Source organism: Micromonospora sp. NPDC050397 (assembly GCF_044901685.1).
In the GTDB taxonomy this organism is placed as follows: domain Bacteria; phylum Actinomycetota; class Actinomycetes; order Mycobacteriales; family Micromonosporaceae; genus Micromonospora_G.
Genome location: NZ_JBJDPS010000001.1, coordinates 845,764 through 865,857, shown reverse-complemented (window position 1 = coordinate 865,857; position 20,094 = coordinate 845,764). Strand labels below are relative to the sequence as shown.

The window sequence follows — 20,094 nt, the reverse complement described above, 5'->3', positions numbered from 1 at the left end:
AGGAGCAAGTCCATGCAAACCGACCAACCGCCGGTGCTCGTCGCCGCCAAGGCCGCCCCGGTCGCCCACGAGCTGGTCGACGGCGAGGTGGTGCCCCGGCTCAACGGCAGCACCGGCAGCGTCGCCGGCGACATCGCGAGCGGCTTCGCGGTCACCGTGGTCGCCAGCGCCGCGACGGACGCCGACATCGAGATGACCCGCCGTCACCCGGACGGCCTCACCGTACGCTCGGCCGGCGGCCGGGACATCAGCCTGCACCTGGTCCGGCACGCCCCGGAGACGCTCTCTCCGCAACGGTACGGGCTGGTCACCGAGCTGCTCTGGCACTCGATGCACGGACTGTGGAACGGGGCGACCGAGCCGACGTTCGACACCCGGAGCCGGCTGGCCTGGGAGTCGCTGCACGCGCTCAACGGGGACATCGCGGCGGCGCTGCTGCGGCGAGCCGGTCGTCGCGGCGCCGTCTACCTCGTTCAGGACTACCAGCTCAGCCTGGTACCACGGCGGCTGCGCGACGCCGACCCCGACGCGCGAATCCTCTACTTCCACCACATCGCCTGGCCGGACCCGAGCGGGCTCGCGATGCTGCCCACCACCATGGTCGACGACCTGATCGCCGGGGTGCTCGCGGCGGACGTGGTGGCGTTCTTCGCCGACCGCTGGCGGCGGCAGTTCCTGCGCGGTGTCGAGGAACTGGTGCCGGGTGCCCGGGTCGACCACGCCAACTGCACGGTCGAACACGCCGGACGGGTGACCCGGGTCGCGGTCGAGCCGCTCAGCTACAGCGCCGAAGCGATGTCCGGCCTGGCGCCGCTGTGGCCGGAGGAGTTGGCCGGGTGGGCCGGCGACCGCCCGCTGGTGGTGCACGCGGGCCGGACGGACCCGATCAAGAACGCGGATCGGGCGGTCGCGGCCTTCGCCCACGCGGTGACCGAGCGGCCGTCCAGCGACGCCCGGCTGCTGGTACGGCTCCAGCCGCACCGGCTCGGCATCGCCGCCAACGCGGACTACCGCGACCGGGTGGTACGGGCCGTCGCCGAGGCCAACGACCGCCTCGGCGAGGAGCGGGTACGCCTGCTCGTCGGCGACGACCGGCGGCTGACGCTGGGCTGCCTGGCCCGGGCCGACGTGGTGCTCGTCAACTCGGTGATCGACGGACAGAACCTGACCGCCTTCGAGTGCTCGGTGATCGGCACCCGCGACCCGGTCCTGGTGATCACGCCGACCTGCGGCGCGAGCGAGGTACTCGGCGCGGACGCCCTGCTGGTGAACCCTTTCGACCTCGTCGAACTGGCGGGGGCGATCAACAGGGCGATCGACATGCCGTCCGCCGAGCGCGGGGCCCGCGCGGCCCGGATGCGGGACGCCGGCGCCCGCATCGCCCTGCCGGTCTGGGCCGGACGACAGCTCCGGCTGCTCGACCGCCCGGTGACCGCCGCGCCGAGGTGACCGGGATCGAGCGCCCCGCCGCGCTGCTCCGGTACCCGCCGGTGGATCTGCTGATCGCCGCCGACCTGGACGGCACCCTGGTTCCCGCGACCTCGGCCGCGCCCGACTGGCAGACCGAACGCGAGCTGCTGCCCGGCTTCTGCCGTCGGATCGCCACGGCCCGCGCCGTCACGTTCGTCTGCGTCACCGGGCGCCGGGCCCAGAGCGCTCGCCGGGTGCTCGGCGCATCCACCTGGGTGGTGGGGCTGCACGGCGCCGAGACGCTGACGCCGCACTCGCGGGTGCCGGTACGGCATCCGGTACCGGTGGCGGCGCACCGCGCCCTCGCCGCCCTCGCCGCCGACCTTCGACGCTCCTGCCCGGCCCACATGCACGTGGAGGACAAGCAGCTCATGCTGACCATCCACCACCCGGGAGACCCGCCCGACGCGGCGGCCCAGGCGCTCGCCGCGGTGACCGCCCGGGCCCGCGACGCCGGTCTGGAGGAGATACGCGGACGCGGCTGGACCGAGTTCCGGCCACCGTCGTTGCCGGACAAGGGCGACGCGGTACGGGACCTGGTCCGCCGGTTCCGCCCCCGGCGCCTGGCGGTCGTCGGCGACGACCACGGCGACGGGCCGATGCTGCGCGCCGCCCGGGCGCTCGCCCGCCGGGGCAGGCTGGCGCTGGCCGGCTGCGCGCACGTCCGGACACCGGGTGCGCACCCCGACACCGAACGCCTGGCCGACGTGGTGCTCGACAGCCCCGCCGCGTGCCGCGCCTGGCTGCTCGACCTGGCCACGGCAACCGATCCGCCGGACCAGCGCCGGCTCGACCCACCACCGCCAGTCCGACCAGCGAAGGGATCCGTCAGATGACCACCTCCACCACGCAACCCGCCCGGGCCAGCGGGACGTTCGCGATCGGCGGCGACCTGCCGGTCAACCGGCTCGGATACGGCGCGATGCGACTCTCCGGGCCCGGGATCTGGGAGCTGCCGGCCGACCCGGAGAACGCCGTCGCCGTACTGCGCCACGCGGTCGAACTCGGTGTCACCTTCGTCGACACCGCCGACTGCTATGGCCCGTACGTCAGCGAGGACCTGATCCGGCGCGCACTGCACCCGTACCGGGACGTCACCATCGCGACCAAGGGTGGCGTGGTCCGGCCCGGGCCGGGTGTCTGGGTGCCGGTGGGTCGTCCGGAGTACCTGCGCCAGTGCGTGGAGATGAGCCTGCGCCGGCTCGGCCTGGACTGCATCGACCTTTACCAGTTGCACACCATCGACCCGCACGTGCCCCTCGCCGACCAACTCGGCGAGCTGTCCGCGCTGCGGGACGAGGGGAAGATCCGGCACATCGGACTGTCGGAGGTGACCGTCGCCGAGATCGAGGCGTCCCGGGCCATCACCCCGATCGCCTCGGTGCAGAACCTCTACAACCTGACCGAGCGCCGCTCGGAGGAGGTGCTCGCGTACTGCGACCGCGAGTCGATCTGCTTCATCCCGTGGTTCCCTCTCGGCAAGGGCGTGCTGGCCCGTGACGGAGGTGGCCTGGTCACGTTGGCCGAGGCGGCCGGCGCGACGCCGTCGCAGGTCGCGCTGGCCTGGCTGCTGCAACGCTCGCCGGTGGTCGTACCCATCCCGGGCACGACCAACCTGGAGCACCTGGCGGAGAACTGCGGCGCGGCGGCGGTGCGGCTCAGCGACGAGCACATGGCGGAGCTGAGCGACTTCACCCCGGCATGATCCGTCCAGCCGGACAGCGGGCCGGCGGGCCGGGTCTCACCGGGTCCGCCGGCCCATCCGGTTCTCCAGCCCACCGCACGGTCGAGGGTCTTCCCGCGCACCCCGGCGGGGCACCCCGCACCTCTAGCGGCGGCCAGCCCGCCACTGTGGGCTCTCCGCCGCTCGTGCGACGGCCTCCTCCAACTGGGTGGCGGAGATCAGCTCTTCGTGCGTACCGGCCGCGCCGCAGGCGTACGCACCGGACACCGCTCCCGCGAGCACGCACTCCTCCACCGGCCGTCCGGCGAACCACCGGCTCATGAAGGCCGTGCTGAACGCGTCACCGGAGCCGTTGCTGTCGACCACGGGACGCTCCGGCACCACCGCCGGGAACCGGCGGACCCTGCGTTCGGCCCGGGTCAGCACACGGCAGCCGGCCGCTCCCTCGGTCGCCACGACCACCTCGGTGCCACCCCCGTCGAGCAGGGTGTACATCAGGTCCTCGATCTTCGTCGGCGCCGCGGCCGCGCTGAGGAAGATCAGGTCGGCCTCGCGGGCCCGCACCAGCGGGCCCGACCGCACGCCGTCCCACGCGTGGATGTCCGTGGACGTGGTGAGCCCCAGCCGCCGTGCGTCGGCGAACGCCCCGACGCCCCGCTCCGAGGCGACGTGCACGTGCCTGGCCCGGGTGAGGAAAGGCAGGTAGAAGTCCGCCGGCAGGCGCAGGTCGGCCGGGTGGCGCGGATCGTAGAAGGAGAACCTGCGGCCCTGGTCGTCGACCAGGTTGACGCTGCGGGACGTGCCCGACGGCGCGGGCAGGTGGGCGAAGTCCAGTCCAACCTCGGCGTACCTGGCCAGCACCTGCGCGCCCTGGGCGTCGTCGCCGAGAAAGTCGACGAACTTCGTCCGCAGCCCGAGTGCGTGGAAGCCCAGCGCGACGCCGTTACCCGAATGTGCGACGTAGTCCAGGATAGGCGGTACGGCGTAGTGGTCGCCGGACGGTATTTCGAGGTCGGGAATGCGGACGATGGTATCGACGCCCACTCCGCCGACCACGAGCACGTCGAACTCCGCCATCGCATTCCTTCCGCCGTTCCGCTTCCTCGGATAACCTGCCCGCAGGCGTGGGTGCGCGCAGTATATGGGGGGGCCGATGACGGGTGGAATACAGCGTTGGCCGTTGTCGTACGCGCAAAGCGCACGCCTCGCCCGCGACCGGATCCACGGCCCCGTCCCCTTCAATGTCAATGCCAGTTTCGACGTGGACGGTCACCTGGACGAGGAATGGCTGCGCCGTGCGCTGACCCGGCTCACGCGAGCCCATCCGGCGCTGCGGGGCCACCTGACACCGGACGGCACCGCCATGCTGGTGCCGGACGAGGTGGAACCGGACCTGCTCGTGCGGACCGGACTCACCGCCGACCAGGTCCAGGCCGAGATCACGGCGGAGGCCGACCGCTTCCGTGACCGCCGACAGGGGCCGCTCTGGTCCGGTCAGCTACTCACCCGCCACGACGGGCACCAGGTACTCACGCTCGCCTTCGACCACCTGGTGATGGACGCCAGCTCGCTCGACATCGTCCTGACCGACCTCGCCGCCGGTGCCAGCCGGGCGCCGGATCCCGACGGACCCGACTCGTACGGCGCGTTCGCGGCGGACCAACACGCGCGGTACGGCACCGGCGACCCGCCCTCGTTGGGCTACTGGCGGCAACACCTGGCCGGTACCGCGCTCAACCGGCCCGTCGTACCGAAGTTCTGCCTCGACCCGACCGGTCCGCTCTCCGGGCGGCGAACCTCGGCCCGGATCGAGTTCGACGATCACGAACGCCGGTCGGTCGTCTCGGCCGCGGCCTCCCAGCGGGTCACCGTCTTCCTGGCGTACCTGGCGGCGGTGGCGGCGGTTCTGGCGGAGTCCTCGGGCGAGCGGGACGTCACCTTCCGGGTCCTGACGCACGGGCGTCGGCCCCCGTTCACCCGGACCGTCGGCTGGTTCGCGAACATGGTGCTGGTACGCCTCCGGTTCGCCGACCCCCTCGATCTCGTCAGCCTGCTCGCCGAGGTCCGCGAGACGTGGTCTCGACAACTGCCACACCAGGGTGTCCCGTACCCGCTGGTGCTCCGGCGGGTGGAGCCGGATCGGACGATCAGCGACCACCGACCCTCGGTGGTCACGGTGAACGCCTACACGCCGGGTCCACCGGTACGGCTCGGATCGGCACGCCTCACCGGCCGCCCCGACCAGGGTGGACTGGCGGAGGAGGCAGGACTGCACTTCATGCTCGGCCACGGCGCCGACGTCCTGACCATCGAGTGCTGGCACGACCCGGTGCGGTACGCCCTGGCCGACGTCGCCGAACTGCTCACCGCGTTGAAACAGCGGCTGCTGAGCGTCGCGGACCTGCCCCGTCCCGGCCGGCGGCGGGTGTGACGGCCAGCCCGCCGACCCGCCGGAGAAGCTCAGCCGCAATCGGGACCGGTGGAAATCGGGACCCGGTCCATTGGCGAGAGCCACGGAGCTTCCTCGGGCGGACGGAATGAACAGACAGCCAATTCAGCGGTGCTGAATCCGCCGTTCCGGTCAGCCGGTTTCGCGCATCCGCCGTTCCAGCCGATCGGCGAAAGCGAGCCATTCCTCGGCGCAGCCGCGCGCCACCTCGGCGACCACGTACGCGCAGTGCGACGGCATCTTCTCGGTTGCCTGCTCCCAGCCCTCAGGCCCACTGGCCCGGGAGAGTATCCACCTCAGCAGGTGCCGGCCCGACTCGCTGAACCGCAGCGACGGGTCCCGGTTCAGGTTGCGCAGCAGCGTCGCCCGGTCGCGCCCCACACCGCCGCCGGGACGGCCGACCCGGTTCTCGGCACCGGGGTGACGCCGCTCCGGTCCGGGATGCCGGCGTCCGGGTAGCTGCCCTCGGCCCTCCTCTCGCTGCCCGGGCGGCACCGGATCGTCGCCCCGCCCCAAGCGGTCGCGGACATCCCGTACCGTCGCGGGCGACAGCCCCGCCAGCCGGGCCACCGCCCGCAGCGATGCCTGCGGGTGCCGGGCAATGGTCTCGCTCGCGACGCGCCGCGCCTCGGCGCTACTCAACGGCCGCACTCGGCCGTCTCGGCCGATCCGCGCCGTGACCTGCTCGTTGCCTCCGCCACCGCGCCTCCGGATGGCGGCGACGGTCTTGGCCGCCAGCCCGCTGATCGCGGCGATCGCCCGATCCGAGTACTGCGGGTGCGAGGCGACGATTCGGGCCGCGGCGGCCTCCCGGTCCGCGAGTGTCAGCGGGAGCCCGTGCCCCACGTTCGCGCGGACCGCCGCGACGAAGACGTCCCGCTCGTCGCCGTCGAAGAACTCGGCGGCGATCGTCTCCTCGCCACGGAGTACGGCCGCGCGGAGCCGGTGCGCCCCGTCGACCACCCGCATGCTCGCGCGGTGCACCAGGATCGGCGGCAGCGGATCGTCGGATTGCGCCAGCAGCCGGACGTGCTCCGAGTCCTCGCCGCCGAGCCGGGGGGAATCCCCCGGGACCAGGGAATCGATAGGAATTTGACGCGCTTCTTCCCGCCCGCTACGGCCGCCCATCCGCACCCCCGTGCCGTCCCAGCAATCGACCAACGTACGGTATGCCCCCTCGTGGGTGCTCGCAAGAACTAACGTACATGTTGTTGTTTCTTGAACGTAATCTGGCAATTACTCGGCAACTCTAGTTAGAGTTGGTGCCTTGTAACGTCTGACGTCGATGGATCCACCGGGCGGACGCTCGCCAACTGTTGATCAAGACCCCGGCCCGGAAATCCACGCAGCCCACGGGTGCGGTCACCCGCGACGCGACCACCCCTTACCGGACGTAGCCGCCATGCCGCCGCCCGCGCTCCGGCTGACAACGAGCCGTCGGGTCGGGAAGACGGCCGCCGGCAACGAGCCTCGTTGTCGGTGGGTCTGGTTATCGTCTGCCGGTGACTGATGACGATCCTGCTCTTTCCCACTCGTTGCCAACAGCCCAGGAGGAGGACCGTTTCTGGAAGTTGGTGGAGGAGGCGTGGGCACGACTGGGACCGGAACCGGCGGGCCTGCGTCGGTTCTTGCTCGACCGGGATCCGAACAGCAGCGAAACCGGCGAGCTGTACGCGATCGACGCGTGGCTCGCTCCCTTCCTCGCCACACTGCGCGAGGAGTGTGGCGGGCTTTCCGCCGCGGAGTTGGTCGCCCTGGACCGGGTCGTCGAGCGAAAGCTGTACGACATCGACCGCGCAGACATTCACGAGGTTACCGACGGTTCCAACGACGGCTTCCTGTATGCGCGCGGGTTCATAGTCGCGATGGGCCGGGAGTTCTATGAGGCGGTCCAGGCGAATCCGGCGGTGGCTGTCCTCGACGCCGACTGCGAGGAGTTCTGCTACTTCTTCGCGCACCTGCACCTGGAGCGCTTCGACACGTGGCCGGATACCGGCTCCGGCATCTCCCGGGAGTCGGTCACCAACCCGCTCGGGTGGCCGACGGAATAGCCACCGGTTCCACCCGGTCGAACGGTCAGGAGACGCCGGCCGCCTGGTCGTAGCGTTGGCGCAGCTCGCGCATCCGCTCGTCGCCCAGCGACTCCTTCCGCGCCTGCTCCCGGTACTGCTCGGGGAAGAGCTGCCCGACCCGGTCAGCGAACGACACCTCGTTGGTCGCCTCGGCCACCTGCACCGTCGGCGGTTCCGTGCCCATGGCCACGACGATCGGTCCGACCAGTTTCACCGCCCAGTCCCAGGGGCGGTTCGGTTCGGCGACACCGCAGAGGTGGAAGCCGTACGCGGTCCGCACCTCGGAGACGGCGGTCGCCCCGGCCGGTTCGAAGCCGAAGACGCGTACGCCGCAGACGACCTTTGTCTCCGCCGTCACGTCCTTCGCGTGCTCGCCGTGGCCCTGGTGCTGTTCCGGGTCGAGTTGCTCCAGCGTCGCCACCAGCCGCCGGTCGAGTTGCGCGTTCAGGTCGTCGGCCGGCGCCGGCCCCGACCCGGCCCGGTCGACCAGGAGGACGACGGTGGCCGACACCGCCAGCAGGATGACGCCGACCCAGACAAAGCGGTTACGCCACCAGACGGCGGGCGTGGTGGACTCGATTCTTTCCGGAGAAGCCTGCATCATTTCCCATCACCGATCGGAGACCCCGGCGGCAGCGCCAGCACGGTCATTTCGCGCGGTGGCGGCAGCGGCCCTCGGTGTCCGGTGGCTCCCGATCGGGCCCGGCGGGGTGCCACTGGACACGGCGGTCGCGACCACCTGGTGTCTGATCCGGCTCCGCCGATCGGCGCGGTTGCCCCCGACGCCGTGGCGATACCGACCATCGGAGCATGCCGGCAACCACCGGGTCAATGGTTCCGGTCGAGCCGTGGGTCACCCGAACCGTGGACGGTCAGCTCGGGCCCCGAACCGTGGGTCGCCCGAACCGTGGTCGTCGCTCGGCTCAGGCCAGCGTCGACGCCGCCCGTACGGTGTGGTTCAGCAGGAGTGCCGTGGTGACCGGGCCGACCCCGCCGGGGACCGGGGTGAGGCCGGCGGCCTGCTCGGCGACCGGTTCGGCGTCGACGTCGCCGACCAGCCCGCCGTCCTCGGTGGGGTTCGTGCCGACGTCGACCACGACCGCGCCGCGCTTGACGTGGTCGGCGGTGACCAGGCCGGCCCGGCCGGCGGCGGCGACCAGGATGTCGGCGGTCGAGGTGACGGCGGCCAGATCCGGGGTACGGGAGTGGCAGACGGTCACCGTGGCATGCCGGTCGAGCAGCAGGTGGGCGACCGGCTTACCGACCACGGTGGAGCGTCCCACCACCACCGCCCGCCGACCGGCCAGTTCGACCTCGTGGTGGTCGAGAACCGCCACTACGGCGGCCGCAGTCGCCGGTGGGTACGCGGGCAGCCCGGCGGCGAGCCGGCCGAGGCTGAGTGGGTTGGCCCCGTCGACGTCCTTCTCCACCGTGATCGCCCCGGCCAGGTCTTCGAGCCTCGCCCCGGCCGGTAGCGGGGTCTGCAACACGATGCCGTGCACCATGTTGTCGGCGCTGAGGTCGGCCAGGGTGGCGCGGATCGTCTCCACCTCGGCGTCGGCACCGAGGTCGAGGACCTTGCAGACGATGCCTGCCTTCACCGCGGCGGTGCTGATCGAGCGGACGTACCAGGCGCTGGAGGCGTCGTCGGTGGCGACCACGACGGCGAGCCGTGGTGGGGTGCCGGCGGCGGTGAGCGCGGCGGCCCGTTCGGCGGTGTCGGCCCGGATCGTCGCGGCGAGTTCCCGGCCGCTGAGGATCAGCCCGCTCATCCGGCGATCCCCTCCCGTACGTCGGCGGTCAGCCGGTCCGCGCGGGTGGTGAGTTCGTCGACCTGGTCCGTTGCCGCGACCAGCGGGACGCGGGCGGTGGTGTCGTGCACGCTGGCGAGGTTGACCTCGACGTTGACCCGGGCGGTGGTGGCGGCGGCCCGGGCCGCCTCGGCGGCCGCGGCGACGTCGGTGCTGACGTTCGGGTTGCCGATCGGCAGCAGTTCCTCGGCCAACGCCAGCACGGTGGCGGCGACCGCGATCACCCGGGCGGGTGGCTGTGCCGCCCCGACCAGGGCGGTCGCGATGGCGGCGGAGCGTTCGGCGCGTTGCGGGTCGGTCTCCTTCGGCAGCCGGTGGGCGTCGGTGACCGCGGTGAAGGCGGCCGCGTCCTCGGCCGCGAGCCGCAGCGCGTCCTCGCGCAGGGCGTCGCTGGTGTCGCGGATCCGGTCGATGGTGGTCGCGTGTGCGGCGTACCGCTCGCCGGTGCTGTAGCGGGCGACCATCCCGATCAGGGCGGCGGCCTGGGCGGCGTGCAGGGCGGCGGTGGCGCCGCCGCCGGGGGCGGGGATCCGCTCGGCGAGCCGGTCCAGGAAGTCGCCAATCTTGTCGTCGCGCATCCGCGCTGGTCCTCCGCGTGGGGTGGCTGGAACTGGGCGCTGCCGGATGAATCCTGCCAGCATCCGGTGGTCCTGCCGGCCACCCGGGGCGGCGCGTCGCGTGCCGGACCCGTGCGGCGTTCGGGCGTGGCGGGGTACCCGTGCCGGTGGCGGGGTGGTCAGACGTCGACCGGGCCGCCGGTGCGCCAGTAGACGCCGTTCTCCCGGGACATCAGTCCCTCGGTGATCAGGTAGCGGCGCAGTGACACCCAGTCGGGCTCGTAGAAGCCCCGTAACACGGCGTCGACCTCGCGCTCGGTCAGCCGTACACCGGGCTCGAACGCGGTGACGATGTGCTCCAGCAGCACCCGGCGCTTGCCGGCCTTGGCGGGGATCGTCACGAGTCGATCGTCCTTGAGGAACGTACGCAGCACCTTTTCCCGGTCGTCGCTCATCCTTCGCACCGTAGTCCCCGGTGCAACCCGTTTTCCGCCCCGGCGGTGCTACTCGGCGGGCGCGGATTCGGCGTCGGCGAGGACGACCGGCGGCGGGTCGATCGGTAGGTAGACCCGGAACCGGGTGTCACCCGGCCGGGAGTCGACCCGGATGTCGCCCCGGTGCTTGGTCACCACGATCCGGTACGAGATGTCGAGGCCGAGGCCGGTCCCCTCGCCGACCGGTTTGGTGGTGAAGAACGGTTCGAAGATCCGGTCCCGGATCTCGGCCGGGATACCCGGCCCGGTGTCGCCGATCTCGACCACCAGCATGTCGCCCTCCCTGCCGGTCTTCACCGAGAGCGTGCCGGTCTCCCCCATCGCGCCGAGCGCGTTGTCGATGAGGTTGGTCCAGACCTGGTTCAGCTCGGCCGCGTACGCCGGGATGGCGGGCAGGTTCGGGTCGTAGTGCTTGACCTTCTGTACGCCCGCCGGGATCTTCGCCTTCATGATGGTGAGGGTGGCGGTGAGCAGGTCGTGCACGTCGACGGTCTGGTAGGGCGCCCGATCGAGCTGCGAGTACTGCTTGGCCGCGCCGACCAGCCCGGAGATCCGTCCGACCGCGTCGTCGATCTCCCGCATGAGCTGCTCGGTCTCGACGGTGTAGGTGAGCCAGCGTACGGCCGGGTCGAGGTTCTCGGTGCCGACGGCGAGCGCCACCTGGTCCAGCCAGTCGGTGTCGATGCCGCCCGCGACCAGGGTCGGGGCGAGCCGCCAGCCCTCGCCGATCTCGTGGTCCTCGAGCCAGTCGCCGAGGTTGTCCTCGGCGTCGCTGGTATCCAGCGCGGAGAGTTCGGGGGCGGTGGCGGCCCGCTTGACCGCGTCGTCCTGCAACTCGACCAGGTGGTGCAGCCGGGACCCGTCGAGCCGACCGTCGGCGATCATGGCGAGTTTGTGCCGCATGCCGGCGACCTGCCCGCGCAGGGTCGCCGTGGCGCGTACGGCGGCCGCGGCGGGATTGTTCAGCTCGTGGGTGAGGCCGGCGGAGAGCGCGCCGAGGGCGAGCAACCGTTCCCGTTCGCCGAGCAGGGTCTGGGTCCGGCGCATGCCGTAGAACAGCCCCTCCAGCAGGTGCACCGCCATCGGGAACCAGTCCCGCATGGCGGTGGCGAAGGTGGTCGCCGGCAGCACGAACAGGTCGCAGTCGGTGATCGCCCGCAGGGTGTTGGCGTACCGCTGGTCGGGGTCGTCGGGCATGTAGGCGCGGATCGCCCCGCCGTAGACGCCGCGCTGGCTGGTCCGGGTGACCTCGACCTCCTCGCCACGGACCCGGCCGAGCTGCATCACCGTGCCGCTGAGCAGCACGTAGAAGCAGGTCGCCGCCTCACCCTCGGCGAAGATGGTGGTCTCCGCCTCGCGGTGCTCGACCCGGCCCTGCTCGGCGAGCCAGTCGAGTTGCTCGTCGGTGAGCTTCTCGAACAGGAACAGGGTGCGCAACTGGTCCCGGTCCAGCCGTTCGGCGCCGGGGTCGGCGGCGGCCGGGTCGGACCCGGCGGGGAGGGTCGTGCCCTGGTCACTCACTGCGCCTCCAGATAGCGGTGGACCACCGTGACCGCCATGGCGCCCTCGCCGACGGCGGAGGCGACCCGCTTGACCGAGTCGGCGCGCACGTCCCCGGCGGCGAAGACTCCCGGCAGGCTCGACTCCAGGTGGTACGGGTCGCGCGGCAGCGACCAGCCGGCGGGGCGCTGGCCGTCGCGCAGCAGGGCGGGTCCGGTGACGATGAAGCCGCGCTCGTCCCGGGAGAGCACACCCTCGAGCCAGTTCGTCCGGGGCTCGGCGCCGATGAAGATGAACAGCCAGGACGTCTCGACGGTACGGGTGGTGCCGGTGCGACGGTCGCAGAGCGTCAGCGTCTCCAGGTGCTCGTCACCGGTCCCGCCGACGACCTCGGTGTTCGGGTGCACGGTGATGCAGGGTGAGCGTTCGACCTGCTCGATCAGGTAACGCGACATCGACGAGGCGAGGCTGTCGCCCCGGATCAGGATGTGCACCCGGCGGGCGTACCGGGCGAAGTGCAGGGCCGCCTGCCCGGCCGAGTTGGCGCCGCCGACGATGTAGACGTCGTCGCCGCTGCAACTCGGTGCCTCGGTGGCCGCCGAGCCGTAGAAGACACCTCGGCCGGTCAGGTCGGCCAGGCCGGGCGCGTCGAGCCGCCGGTAGGCGACCCCGGTGGCGAGCACGGCGGCGTGCGCGGCGAGCGAGGTGCCGTCGCCGAAGCGGAGCAGCCGGGCGGTGCCGGCGGCCTCCAGTCCGACCACCTCGCGGGTGCTGAGGATCTCCGCGCCGAACTTCAGCGCCTGCCGGCGGGCCCGGTCGGTCAACTGGGCCCCGGAGACCCCGTCGGGGAAGCCGAGGTAGTTCTCGATCCGGCTGCTCTGTCCGGCCTGTCCCCCGGTCGCCCGCTGCTCGACCAGCACCGTACGCAGTCCCTCGGAGGCGGCGTAGACGGCCGCGCCCAGACCGGCCGGGCCGGCGCCGACCACGATCACGTCGTAGAAGTCGGAGGCGGGAGTGGTGCTCAGGCCGACATGGCTGGCCAGATCCGCCTCGCTCGGCGTGGCCAGGGCCTTGCCGTCCGGCGTGATCACCACCGGTACGTCGCTCGCGCTGAGGTTGGCCGCGGCGAGCAGTCGCCCGCCCTCGGGCTCGTCGGCGAGCAGCCACCGGAACGGCACCAGGTTGCGGGCCAGGAAGTCGCGTACGGCGAACGACGGCGCGGACCAACGGTGCCCGATCACCCGGGTCTCGGTGGCGGTGGTGTCCGGGGTGGCGGCCCAGATCTCCAGCAGGCTGTCGAGCACCGGGTAGAGCTTCTCCTCCGGCGGGTCCCAGGGCTTGAGCAGGTAGTGGTCCAGGTCGACGATGTTGATCGCGTCGATGGCCGCGTCGGTGTCCGCGTACGCGGTCAGCAGCACCCGCCGGGCCTGCGGGAAGAGGTCCATGGCCGCTTCGAGGAACTGGATGCCGTTCATCACCGGCATCCGGTAGTCGGCGAGGATCACCGCGACCTGCTCGCCGCGCAACTTGATCTCCCGCAGCGCGGTGAGCGCCGCGTCACCGGAGTCCGCGCGCACCACCCGGTAGCGGTCGCCGTAGCGGCGCCGGATGTCGCGCGCCACCGCACGTGACACCGCGGGATCGTCGTCGACGGTCAGGATCGCCGGGTTTGCCATGTATGTCCATCCTGAGGGAGAGGTACGGGCCTGCCAAGCCTCCGGCAACAGTAGATGACGCGGCCGTGGATCATGCCGGCCCTCGCGCCGGGTTCCCGGTCACCCCGGACCATCCGCGGCTCCACCGGGTCACCGCCGGACCACCCCCTGGCGCCGCCCCCCGATCGGACGACTTCCCCGGTTAGCGGCCCGAATCCGATTCGTCGGTGACAGGCTCGGTGGGTACGGCACCGCCGACCGGGAGGTGACATGGGCGCCAGGACGTTTGTCGTGGCCGGCGGCACCAGCGGGCTGGGACTCGAGGTCGCCCGGATGCTGACCTCCGACCACCGGGTCTTCGTCCTCGGCAACGTCACCGACGAGGTCGAGGCCACCACCAGCGAGCTCGACTGCGCCGGCATGACCTGCGACGTCTCCTCGTACGACCAGGTGGCCCGCGCCTTCGCCGACGTCACTCACCGATACGGCGCCGTCGACGGCCTCGCCCACTGCGCCACCAGGTGGGCCGGCGGGGCGCTGGAGGAGATGGCGCCCGAGGCGCTGCGCGAGGCGATCGAGGTCAACGTGCTCGGCACGGCGTACCTGCTGCGGGAGGCGCTGATCCGGATGCGGGAGCGGGGCCGGGGCAACATCGTCGTCATCGGCGCGATGGCGGTGGACAAGCCCCGACCGGGCATCCCGGTCTACCGGGCCACCAAGAACTTCGGCAAGAGCCTGGTCGAGTCGCTGGCCCAGGCCGAGGGGAGCAGCGGCATCAAGGTGATGCAGATCCACCCCGGCCCGATGCACACCAGGCTCCAGGAGCGGGTCGGTGCCGAGTTCCTCGACGAGGTGTACGCCGAGCCCGAGCAGGTGGCCCGGGAGGTCGTACGCCTGCTCCTCCTGGAGCCGGACGACCTGTACGTCTCGGGCCAGGAAGTCCTCCGCGCCGACGGCAGGTGGTAAGCGCCGGCCCCGCGACCGCCGAGCCCACCACCTCGGCCTGGGCGCCGCTGCGTGGCGCCGCGTACCGCAACCTCTGGCTGGCCCTGCTCGCGGCGAACATCGGCACCTGGATGCAGACCGTCGGCGCCCAGTGGCTACTGATCGACGAGCGCAACGCCTCGACCCTGGTGTCGCTGGTACAGACCGCGAGCATGCTGCCGATCCTGCTGCTCGCGCTCCCCGCCGGGGCGCTGGCCGACGCGTTCGACCGGCGTCACCTGCTGATCGCGGTCCAGCTCTACCTGGCGGCGGTCGGGCTGCTGCTGACCGTGCTGACCGCGACCGGCCGGATGCCACCGGCGCTGCTGCTCACCCTCACCTTCGCGATCGGCGTCGGACAGGCGCTGACCCTGCCCTGCTGGGCGGCGATCATCCCGGAACTGGTCCCGCGCAACCAGCTCCAGTCGGCCTCGGCGCTCGGTTCGATCAGCGTCAACGCGGCCCGGTCGATCGGACCGGCGATCGCCGGGCTGCTGATCGCCCGGGCCGGCGTCGCGCCGGTGTTCGCGCTCAACGCGGTCGCCGTACTGGTCTTCGGAGCCGCGCTCTACCGCTGGCGTACCGAGAACGCCCGCGCGGTCGAGGTGCCGGAACGGTTCACCGCCGCGCTCCGCGCCGGTGGCCGGTTCGTCCGGCACTCCCCGGTCGTACGCCGGCTGCTCTTCCGGGCGCTGCTCTTCCTCGTCCCCGGCAGCGCGTTGTGGGCGCTGCTGCCGCTGGTCGCCAACCGGCGACTGCACCTCGACTCCAGCGGCTACGGGATACTGCTCGCCGCGCTCGGCGTCGGCGCGATCGTCGGCGGGGTGCTGCTGCCCTGGGTACGGGTGCACCTGACCGCCGGTACGTTCCTGCTCGTCGCCGGCCTGCTCTACGGCGCGGCGCTGATCGTGGTCGCACTGGTGCCGAACCTGCCGGTGGTGCTGGTCGCGCTCGTGCCGGCCGGCGTGGCCTGGGTGACCGTGCTGTCGAACCTGAACGCCGAGATCCAGCTCTACCTGCCCGGCTGGGTACGCGCCCGTGGACTCGCGGTCTACCAGGTGGTCTTCGCCGGTGGACAGGCGGTCGGCGCGCTGGTCTGGGGCGTGGTCGGCGACATGGCCGGGCTGGTCGCCGCGCACCTGGCCGCCGCCGTGCTGATGCTGCTCGGTGCGTGCACCGTGCGGCTCTGGCCGCTGCCGGACCTGCGCGGCAGCAAACTCGACCCGGAGAGCTACTGGCCGGCGCTGCGGCTGACCCACGAACCCGACCCGCGCATCGGCCCGGTCGTGGTCATCGTCAGTTACGTGGTCCGGGCCGAGAACGAGGTGGCGTTCGTCGACGCGATGGAACTCGTACGGGGTTCGCGGCAACGTACCGGGGCGAGCCGCTGGGGCCTGTACCGGGAGGGCGAGTCCCCGGCCTGTTTTGTCGAGGTGTACCAGTTGCCCTCCTGGGACGAGCACCTGCGCCAGCACGGCGGGCGGCTCACCGGTGAGGACCGGGCGGCCGAACAGCGCGCCGTCGCGCTCGCCGAGGGGGCACCGCAGGTGCGTCACCTGCTGCCGACGGAGGCGGGATCGTGACGATGGGCGACGGTGGCGCGCGGCGCCCGCTGCGGATCCGGGCGGCGGCCGAGGGCAGCCGGGTCAACCGGCTGGAACTCTTCTTCGACCTGGTCTTCGTCTACGCCCTGTTCAACATCGCCCGCGCGACCACCGACAACCTCACCGGTGTCGGCCTGGTCCACGCCCTGTTGATCATCTCCTTGCTGTGGTGGTGCTGGATCGCCTACGCCTGGGCCGGCAACAGCATCCGCTCCAGCGAGGGCATGGTGCCGGTGGTGCTGTTCACCGTCATGGCCGCCATCTTCGTCATCGCCCTGACCATCTCCGAGGCGTTCGTCGACATCAGCGGTGGCCTCTCCGGTCCGCTCGTCTTCGCCTGCTGCTACTTCGTGGTCCGGATCCTCTTCGTGGTCCTGCAGTGGAACGTCGCCGCCGACCAGCGCCACCTGCGGGCCCAGATGCCCCGGGTCGGCACCACGATCGGACTCGCCACCGGGTTCCTGCTGCTGGCCGCGCTGGTGCCCGAGCACCTGCCGGCCGGCACCGTCCGGACCTGGACCCAGATCGGCTTCTGGGTGCTCGCCGTCGTGGTCGAGTACAGCGCCGGGTTCCTCGCCGCGCCGCACGGCTGGCGGATCGCCTCGGCCGGACACTGGGCCGAACGGTTCTCCCTGATCCTGCTGGTCGCGTTCGGCGAACTGATCATCTCGGTCGGCGTCGGCGGCACCCTGATCCCGCACCCGATCACCTGGCCACTGATCATCGCGGCGGTGCTCGGCATCGTGGTCAGCGCCGCCCTCTGGTGGGCCTACTTCGACATCGTGGCGCTCGCCGCCGAACAGGCCCTGCACGCGGCGCGCGGGATGCACCGGGTACGACTCGCCCGGGACGCCTACATCTACCTGCACCTGCCGATCATCACCGGGCTGATGCTGCTCTCCCTCGGCGGCAAGGAGGCACTCAAACACGTCGGCAACCCCGACCTCGGGCACCGCCCGATGCATCCGATCGCGGTCACCCTGCTCTTCGGCGGACTCGCCCTCTACCTCCTCGGCCACCTCGGCTTCCAGTTACGCATGCTGGGCACGGTCACCTGGACCCGGGTGGGCGCGATCGTGCTCACCGGCGGGCTGATCCCGCTCGCCGTCGTGGTACCGGCGCTCGCGGCCCTGGCCCTGCTGGCCGCGATCTGCGTCGCGCTCGTCGGCACCGAACTCGTCCTGTTCGCCAGCTCGCGCCGCAGCGTCCGGGAGGCGGTGTTGCAGGAGCACCTAGCGCACGAGGCCCGCGAGACCGCCTGGCGCCGCCAACACCGCTAACCCAACACCAGATGCAAGGAAGGGCCCCTTCCTATCGTCTTTGGTAGAGGAAGGGCCCCTTCCTAACATCCGACGGTGGCGGAAGGGGCTTGGCGACGGTCAAGGTCGTTAGGATTCGGTCGTGCGCCGCCCGGCGCCAGCGCGCTGGACGCGGGGTGCCCGGGCGGTGCGATTGGGGAGGAAAGATGGGCCTACGCGAGGACGCAGCGGCGATCCAGGACGAGTTGGCGCTGCTGCGCCGGGAGCTGCACCAGATTCCGGAGATCGGCCTCGACCTGCCGCGTACCCAGGAACGGGTGCTGGCCGCGCTCGGCCCGCTGCCGCTGGAGATCACCACCGGGACCGGTCTCTCCTCGGTCACCGCCGTGCTGCGCGGTGGCCGCCCGGGACCGGCGGTACTGCTCCGGGGCGACATGGACGCGCTGCCGGTCACCGAGGCCACCGGGCTGCCCTTCACCTCCCGCCACGACGGGGTGATGCACGCCTGCGGCCACGACCTGCACACCGCCGGCCTGGTCGGCGCCGCCCGACTGCTCAGCGCGCGGCGCGACGAACTCGCCGGTGACGTGGTCTTCATGTTCCAGCCCGGCGAGGAGGGCTTCGACGGTGCCGGGGCGATGATCTCCGAGGGGGTGCTGACCGCCGCCGGTCGCCCGGTCGACGCCGCGTACGGGCTGCACGTGCTCGCCGGCACCCTGGCGCGCGGTGTCTTCTCGTCCCGCCCGGGGCCGCTGATGGCAGCGTCGGCGGGACTCTTCGTGCGCGTCGTCGGGGCCGGCGGACACGGATCCACCCCGTACCACACCCTCGACCCGATCCCGGTCGCCGCCGAGATGGTCACCGCCCTACAGGCGATGGTCACCCGCCGGTTCAACGTGTTCGACCCGGTGGTGCTGACCGTGGGCGTGTTCCACGCCGGCACCCGCCGCAACATCATCCCCGACGACGCGAGCTTCGAGGCGACCGTACGCAGCTTCTCCTCCGCCACCAGCGCGCAGGCCGGCGAGTACGCGGTGGCCCTGTGCGAGCACATCGCCGCCGCACACGGGATGCGGGTCGAGGTCCGGTACGAGCAGGAGTACCCGGCGACGGTCAACGACACGGTTGAACACGCCTTCGCGGCCGCGACCGTACGCGACGTCTTCGGCGACGACCGGTTCGCCGACCTGGCCGACCCGATGACCGGCTCGGAGGACTTCTCCCGGGTGCTGGACCGGGTGCCGGGCGCGTACGTCTTCCTCGGCGCCTGCGTCACCGACGACCCGAAGTCGGCACCGAGCAACCACTCGCCCCGGGCCGCGTTCGACGACGGCGTACTCGCCGACGGGGCCGCGCTGCTGGCCGAACTCGCCGTCCGGCGGCTCGCCGCGACGACCACCGGCTGAGCGGGCCGGCGGACGCACCCGACGCCGGGCGACACCAGCTCCGACCGAGCGGGGCAGCGGCCGCTCCGGGCGACACGAACCGCGCCGTTCTCGCACCGCGTACACCGGGAGACAGCACAGACGTGACCAGCTCAGCTCCACGACGGGTCCTGGTGACCGGCGCCGCCGGTCTGATCGGCCGGGCGGTCCTGGCCGACCTCGCCGCCCGGGGCGTACCGGCGACCGCGCTCGTCCTCGACAAAACCGACGACCGAACCGACGACCTGCCCGACAACCGAACCGACAACCGAACCGACAACCAAACCGACAACCGAATCGACGACCGAACCGACAACCGAACCGACAACCAAACCGACAACCGGGGCAACGACGAGGCCGACGACCGGGTTGCCGACCTGCCGGCCGACCGGGTGGTGACCGGTGACGCCGGTGACCCGGAGACGGTCCGGTCGGCGCTGGTCGGGGTGGACGCCGTGGTGCATCTCGCCGCGATCCCGGCGCCCACCCTGGACACCCCGCAGGGCGTCTTCACCCGCAACACCCGGGCGACCTTCGCCGTCCTGGAGCAGGCCGGGCTGGCCGGGGTACGGCGGACGGTGGTCGCCTCCAGCTTCTCCGTCACCGGCCTGCCCTGGGCGGAGGTCGAGTTGCACCCCGCCTACGTGCCGGTCGACGAGCGGCTGCCGTTGCAGGTCACCGACGCGTACGCGCTGGGCAAGCAGGCCGACGAGGCGACCGTCGAGATGATGGCGCGCCGGCACGGCGGCTGCATCGTCGCACTGCGGCTGCCGTTTGTCGGCCACCACGACGACCGGCTGGCCCACCGGGCCGCCGAACTCGCCGAGGACCCGGGGGTCGGCGCCCGTGACCTCTGGAGCTACCTGGACGTACGCGACGCGGCCCGGGCCTGCTGGCTCGGGCTGACCCGCCCCGGCCCCGGGGCACACGTGGTTTTTGTCGCCGCCGACGACACCCTCGCCCCCTTCCCCACCGCCGAACTGCTCGACCGCTATCACCCGGATGTGCCCCGACGCGCGGACCTGCCCGGCCGTCGCTCGCTGATCGACACCCAGGCCGCCCGGGAGCTGCTCGGCTTCCAGCCGGAACACCGGTTCCTGGCCGACCCGGCCCCGTGACCGTCCCCCAGCG

General features: G+C 72.1%; 18 protein-coding genes. 10 read left to right on the top strand and 8 right to left on the bottom strand.

The annotated features are described in order from the left end of the window. Nucleotides 1-12 precede the first annotated feature (12 nt). From ACI2K4_RS03325 to ACI2K4_RS03315, 3 genes are read left to right on the top strand one after another with little or no spacing between them, the layout of a single operon-like run. Nucleotides 13-1,449 (top strand): trehalose-6-phosphate synthase, encoded by a 1,437-nt coding sequence (locus ACI2K4_RS03325; RefSeq protein WP_404508347.1) that lies wholly within the window; start codon nucleotides 13-15, stop codon nucleotides 1,447-1,449. Then, nucleotides 1,446-2,306, top strand: a complete 861-nt coding sequence (locus tag ACI2K4_RS03320) for a trehalose-phosphatase (protein WP_404508345.1) — start codon at nucleotides 1,446-1,448, stop codon at nucleotides 2,304-2,306. The genes ACI2K4_RS03325 and ACI2K4_RS03320 overlap by 4 nt, the downstream gene beginning before the upstream one ends. Further along, a complete protein-coding gene (locus ACI2K4_RS03315; protein WP_404508344.1) occupies nucleotides 2,303-3,175 on the top strand; it encodes an aldo/keto reductase in 873 nt (290 codons plus the stop codon). Before ACI2K4_RS03320 ends, ACI2K4_RS03315 begins: the two co-directional genes overlap by 4 nt. Before the next feature lie 123 nt (nucleotides 3,176-3,298). Here the strand turns inward: ACI2K4_RS03315 and ACI2K4_RS03310 are convergent, their stop codons facing one another. After that, nucleotides 3,299-4,231, bottom strand: a complete 933-nt coding sequence (locus ACI2K4_RS03310) for a carbohydrate kinase family protein (RefSeq protein WP_404508343.1) — start codon at nucleotides 4,229-4,231, stop codon at nucleotides 3,299-3,301. Between the two features lie 103 nt (nucleotides 4,232-4,334). Between ACI2K4_RS03310 and ACI2K4_RS03305 the strand changes: the two genes are divergently transcribed. Further along, nucleotides 4,335-5,585, top strand: coding sequence for a condensation domain-containing protein (locus ACI2K4_RS03305; RefSeq protein ID WP_404508341.1), 1,251 nt, complete (start codon nucleotides 4,335-4,337; stop codon nucleotides 5,583-5,585). A 150-nt stretch (nucleotides 5,586-5,735) separates the two neighbouring features. Here the strand turns inward: ACI2K4_RS03305 and ACI2K4_RS03300 are convergent, their stop codons facing one another. Beyond that, nucleotides 5,736-6,731 (bottom strand): transcriptional regulator protein, encoded by a 996-nt coding sequence (locus tag ACI2K4_RS03300; protein WP_404508340.1) that lies wholly within the window; start codon nucleotides 6,729-6,731, stop codon nucleotides 5,736-5,738. Between the two features lie 374 nt (nucleotides 6,732-7,105). Here ACI2K4_RS03300 and ACI2K4_RS03295 point away from each other — a divergent pair, with 374 nt between their 5' ends. Beyond that, nucleotides 7,106-7,654, top strand: coding sequence for a DUF4240 domain-containing protein (locus ACI2K4_RS03295; protein WP_404508338.1), 549 nt, complete (start codon nucleotides 7,106-7,108; stop codon nucleotides 7,652-7,654). 25 nt (nucleotides 7,655-7,679) lie between these two features. Here the strand turns inward: ACI2K4_RS03295 and ACI2K4_RS03290 are convergent, their stop codons facing one another. The 6 genes from ACI2K4_RS03290 to ACI2K4_RS03265 all read right to left on the bottom strand — a co-directional run bounded on the left by ACI2K4_RS03290 (nucleotide 7,680) and on the right by ACI2K4_RS03265 (nucleotide 13,713). Next, nucleotides 7,680-8,279, bottom strand: coding sequence for a hypothetical protein (locus ACI2K4_RS03290; protein WP_404508336.1), 600 nt, complete (start codon nucleotides 8,277-8,279; stop codon nucleotides 7,680-7,682). Nucleotides 8,280-8,598: 319 nt separating this feature from the next. Beyond that, the gene (locus ACI2K4_RS03285) at nucleotides 8,599-9,447 is read right to left on the bottom strand and encodes a bifunctional 5,10-methylenetetrahydrofolate dehydrogenase/5,10-methenyltetrahydrofolate cyclohydrolase (RefSeq protein WP_404508334.1); all 849 of its coding nucleotides are present in this window, start codon (nucleotides 9,445-9,447) and stop codon (nucleotides 8,599-8,601) included. Then, a complete protein-coding gene (locus ACI2K4_RS03280) occupies nucleotides 9,444-10,064 on the bottom strand; it encodes a cyclodeaminase/cyclohydrolase family protein (protein ID WP_404508333.1) in 621 nt (206 codons plus the stop codon). Before ACI2K4_RS03280 ends, ACI2K4_RS03285 begins: the two co-directional genes overlap by 4 nt. Before the next feature lie 158 nt (nucleotides 10,065-10,222). Next, nucleotides 10,223-10,498, bottom strand: a complete 276-nt coding sequence (locus ACI2K4_RS03275) for a DUF2087 domain-containing protein (protein WP_404508331.1) — start codon at nucleotides 10,496-10,498, stop codon at nucleotides 10,223-10,225. 48 nt (nucleotides 10,499-10,546) lie between these two features. Continuing rightward, the gene (locus ACI2K4_RS03270) at nucleotides 10,547-12,058 is read right to left on the bottom strand and encodes an ATP-binding protein (RefSeq protein ID WP_404508330.1); all 1,512 of its coding nucleotides are present in this window, start codon (nucleotides 12,056-12,058) and stop codon (nucleotides 10,547-10,549) included. After that, a complete protein-coding gene (locus ACI2K4_RS03265; RefSeq protein WP_404508328.1) occupies nucleotides 12,055-13,713 on the bottom strand; it encodes an FAD-dependent oxidoreductase in 1,659 nt (552 codons plus the stop codon). Before ACI2K4_RS03265 ends, ACI2K4_RS03270 begins: the two co-directional genes overlap by 4 nt. A 249-nt stretch (nucleotides 13,714-13,962) precedes the next feature. On the opposite strand from ACI2K4_RS03265, the gene ACI2K4_RS03260 reads away from it, so the two are divergent. The 5 genes from ACI2K4_RS03260 to ACI2K4_RS03240 all read left to right on the top strand — a co-directional run bounded on the left by ACI2K4_RS03260 (nucleotide 13,963) and on the right by ACI2K4_RS03240 (nucleotide 20,081). Then, nucleotides 13,963-14,658, top strand: a complete 696-nt coding sequence (locus tag ACI2K4_RS03260) for an SDR family oxidoreductase (protein ID WP_404508326.1) — start codon at nucleotides 13,963-13,965, stop codon at nucleotides 14,656-14,658. Next, on the top strand, nucleotides 14,652-16,259 hold the full coding sequence (locus tag ACI2K4_RS03255; RefSeq protein WP_404508324.1) for an MFS transporter: 1,608 nt from the start codon (nucleotides 14,652-14,654) through the stop codon (nucleotides 16,257-16,259). The genes ACI2K4_RS03260 and ACI2K4_RS03255 overlap by 7 nt, the downstream gene beginning before the upstream one ends. 2 nt (nucleotides 16,260-16,261) lie before the next feature. Then, nucleotides 16,262-17,560 carry a low temperature requirement protein A gene (locus ACI2K4_RS03250; protein ID WP_404509168.1) on the top strand — a complete coding sequence of 433 codons (1,299 nt, stop codon included), beginning with the start codon at nucleotides 16,262-16,264 and terminating at the stop codon, nucleotides 17,558-17,560. A gap of 185 nt (nucleotides 17,561-17,745) precedes the next feature. Beyond that, nucleotides 17,746-18,945 carry a M20 family metallopeptidase gene (locus ACI2K4_RS03245; protein WP_404508322.1) on the top strand — a complete coding sequence of 400 codons (1,200 nt, stop codon included), beginning with the start codon at nucleotides 17,746-17,748 and terminating at the stop codon, nucleotides 18,943-18,945. A 122-nt stretch (nucleotides 18,946-19,067) separates the two neighbouring features. Beyond that, complete coding sequence (locus ACI2K4_RS03240; protein WP_404508320.1) at nucleotides 19,068-20,081, top strand: NAD-dependent epimerase/dehydratase family protein; 1,014 nt, start codon at nucleotides 19,068-19,070, stop codon at nucleotides 20,079-20,081. Nucleotides 20,082-20,094: the final 13 nt, after the last annotated feature.

Excerpts from the sequence above, each read along its gene's own strand:
- ACI2K4_RS03310 (WP_404508343.1), bottom strand. The coding sequence starts at position 4,231 with ATGGCGGAGTTCGACGTGCTCGTGGTCGGCGGAGTGGGCGTCGATACC.
- ACI2K4_RS03260 (WP_404508326.1), top strand. The coding sequence starts at position 13,963 with ATGGGCGCCAGGACGTTTGTCGTGGCCGGCGGCACCAGCGGGCTGGGA.
- ACI2K4_RS03275 (WP_404508331.1), bottom strand. The coding sequence starts at position 10,498 with ATGAGCGACGACCGGGAAAAGGTGCTGCGTACGTTCCTCAAGGACGAT.
- ACI2K4_RS03290 (WP_404508336.1), bottom strand. The coding sequence starts at position 8,279 with ATGATGCAGGCTTCTCCGGAAAGAATCGAGTCCACCACGCCCGCCGTC.
- ACI2K4_RS03315 (WP_404508344.1), top strand. The coding sequence starts at position 2,303 with ATGACCACCTCCACCACGCAACCCGCCCGGGCCAGCGGGACGTTCGCG.
- ACI2K4_RS03280 (WP_404508333.1), bottom strand. The coding sequence starts at position 10,064 with ATGCGCGACGACAAGATTGGCGACTTCCTGGACCGGCTCGCCGAGCGG.
- ACI2K4_RS03250 (WP_404509168.1), top strand. The coding sequence starts at position 16,262 with ATGGGCGACGGTGGCGCGCGGCGCCCGCTGCGGATCCGGGCGGCGGCC.
- ACI2K4_RS03325 (WP_404508347.1), top strand. The coding sequence starts at position 13 with ATGCAAACCGACCAACCGCCGGTGCTCGTCGCCGCCAAGGCCGCCCCG.
- ACI2K4_RS03265 (WP_404508328.1), bottom strand. The coding sequence starts at position 13,713 with ATGGCAAACCCGGCGATCCTGACCGTCGACGACGATCCCGCGGTGTCA.
- ACI2K4_RS03285 (WP_404508334.1), bottom strand. The coding sequence starts at position 9,447 with ATGAGCGGGCTGATCCTCAGCGGCCGGGAACTCGCCGCGACGATCCGG.
- ACI2K4_RS03245 (WP_404508322.1), top strand. The coding sequence starts at position 17,746 with ATGGGCCTACGCGAGGACGCAGCGGCGATCCAGGACGAGTTGGCGCTG.
- ACI2K4_RS03300 (WP_404508340.1), bottom strand. The coding sequence starts at position 6,731 with ATGGGCGGCCGTAGCGGGCGGGAAGAAGCGCGTCAAATTCCTATCGAT.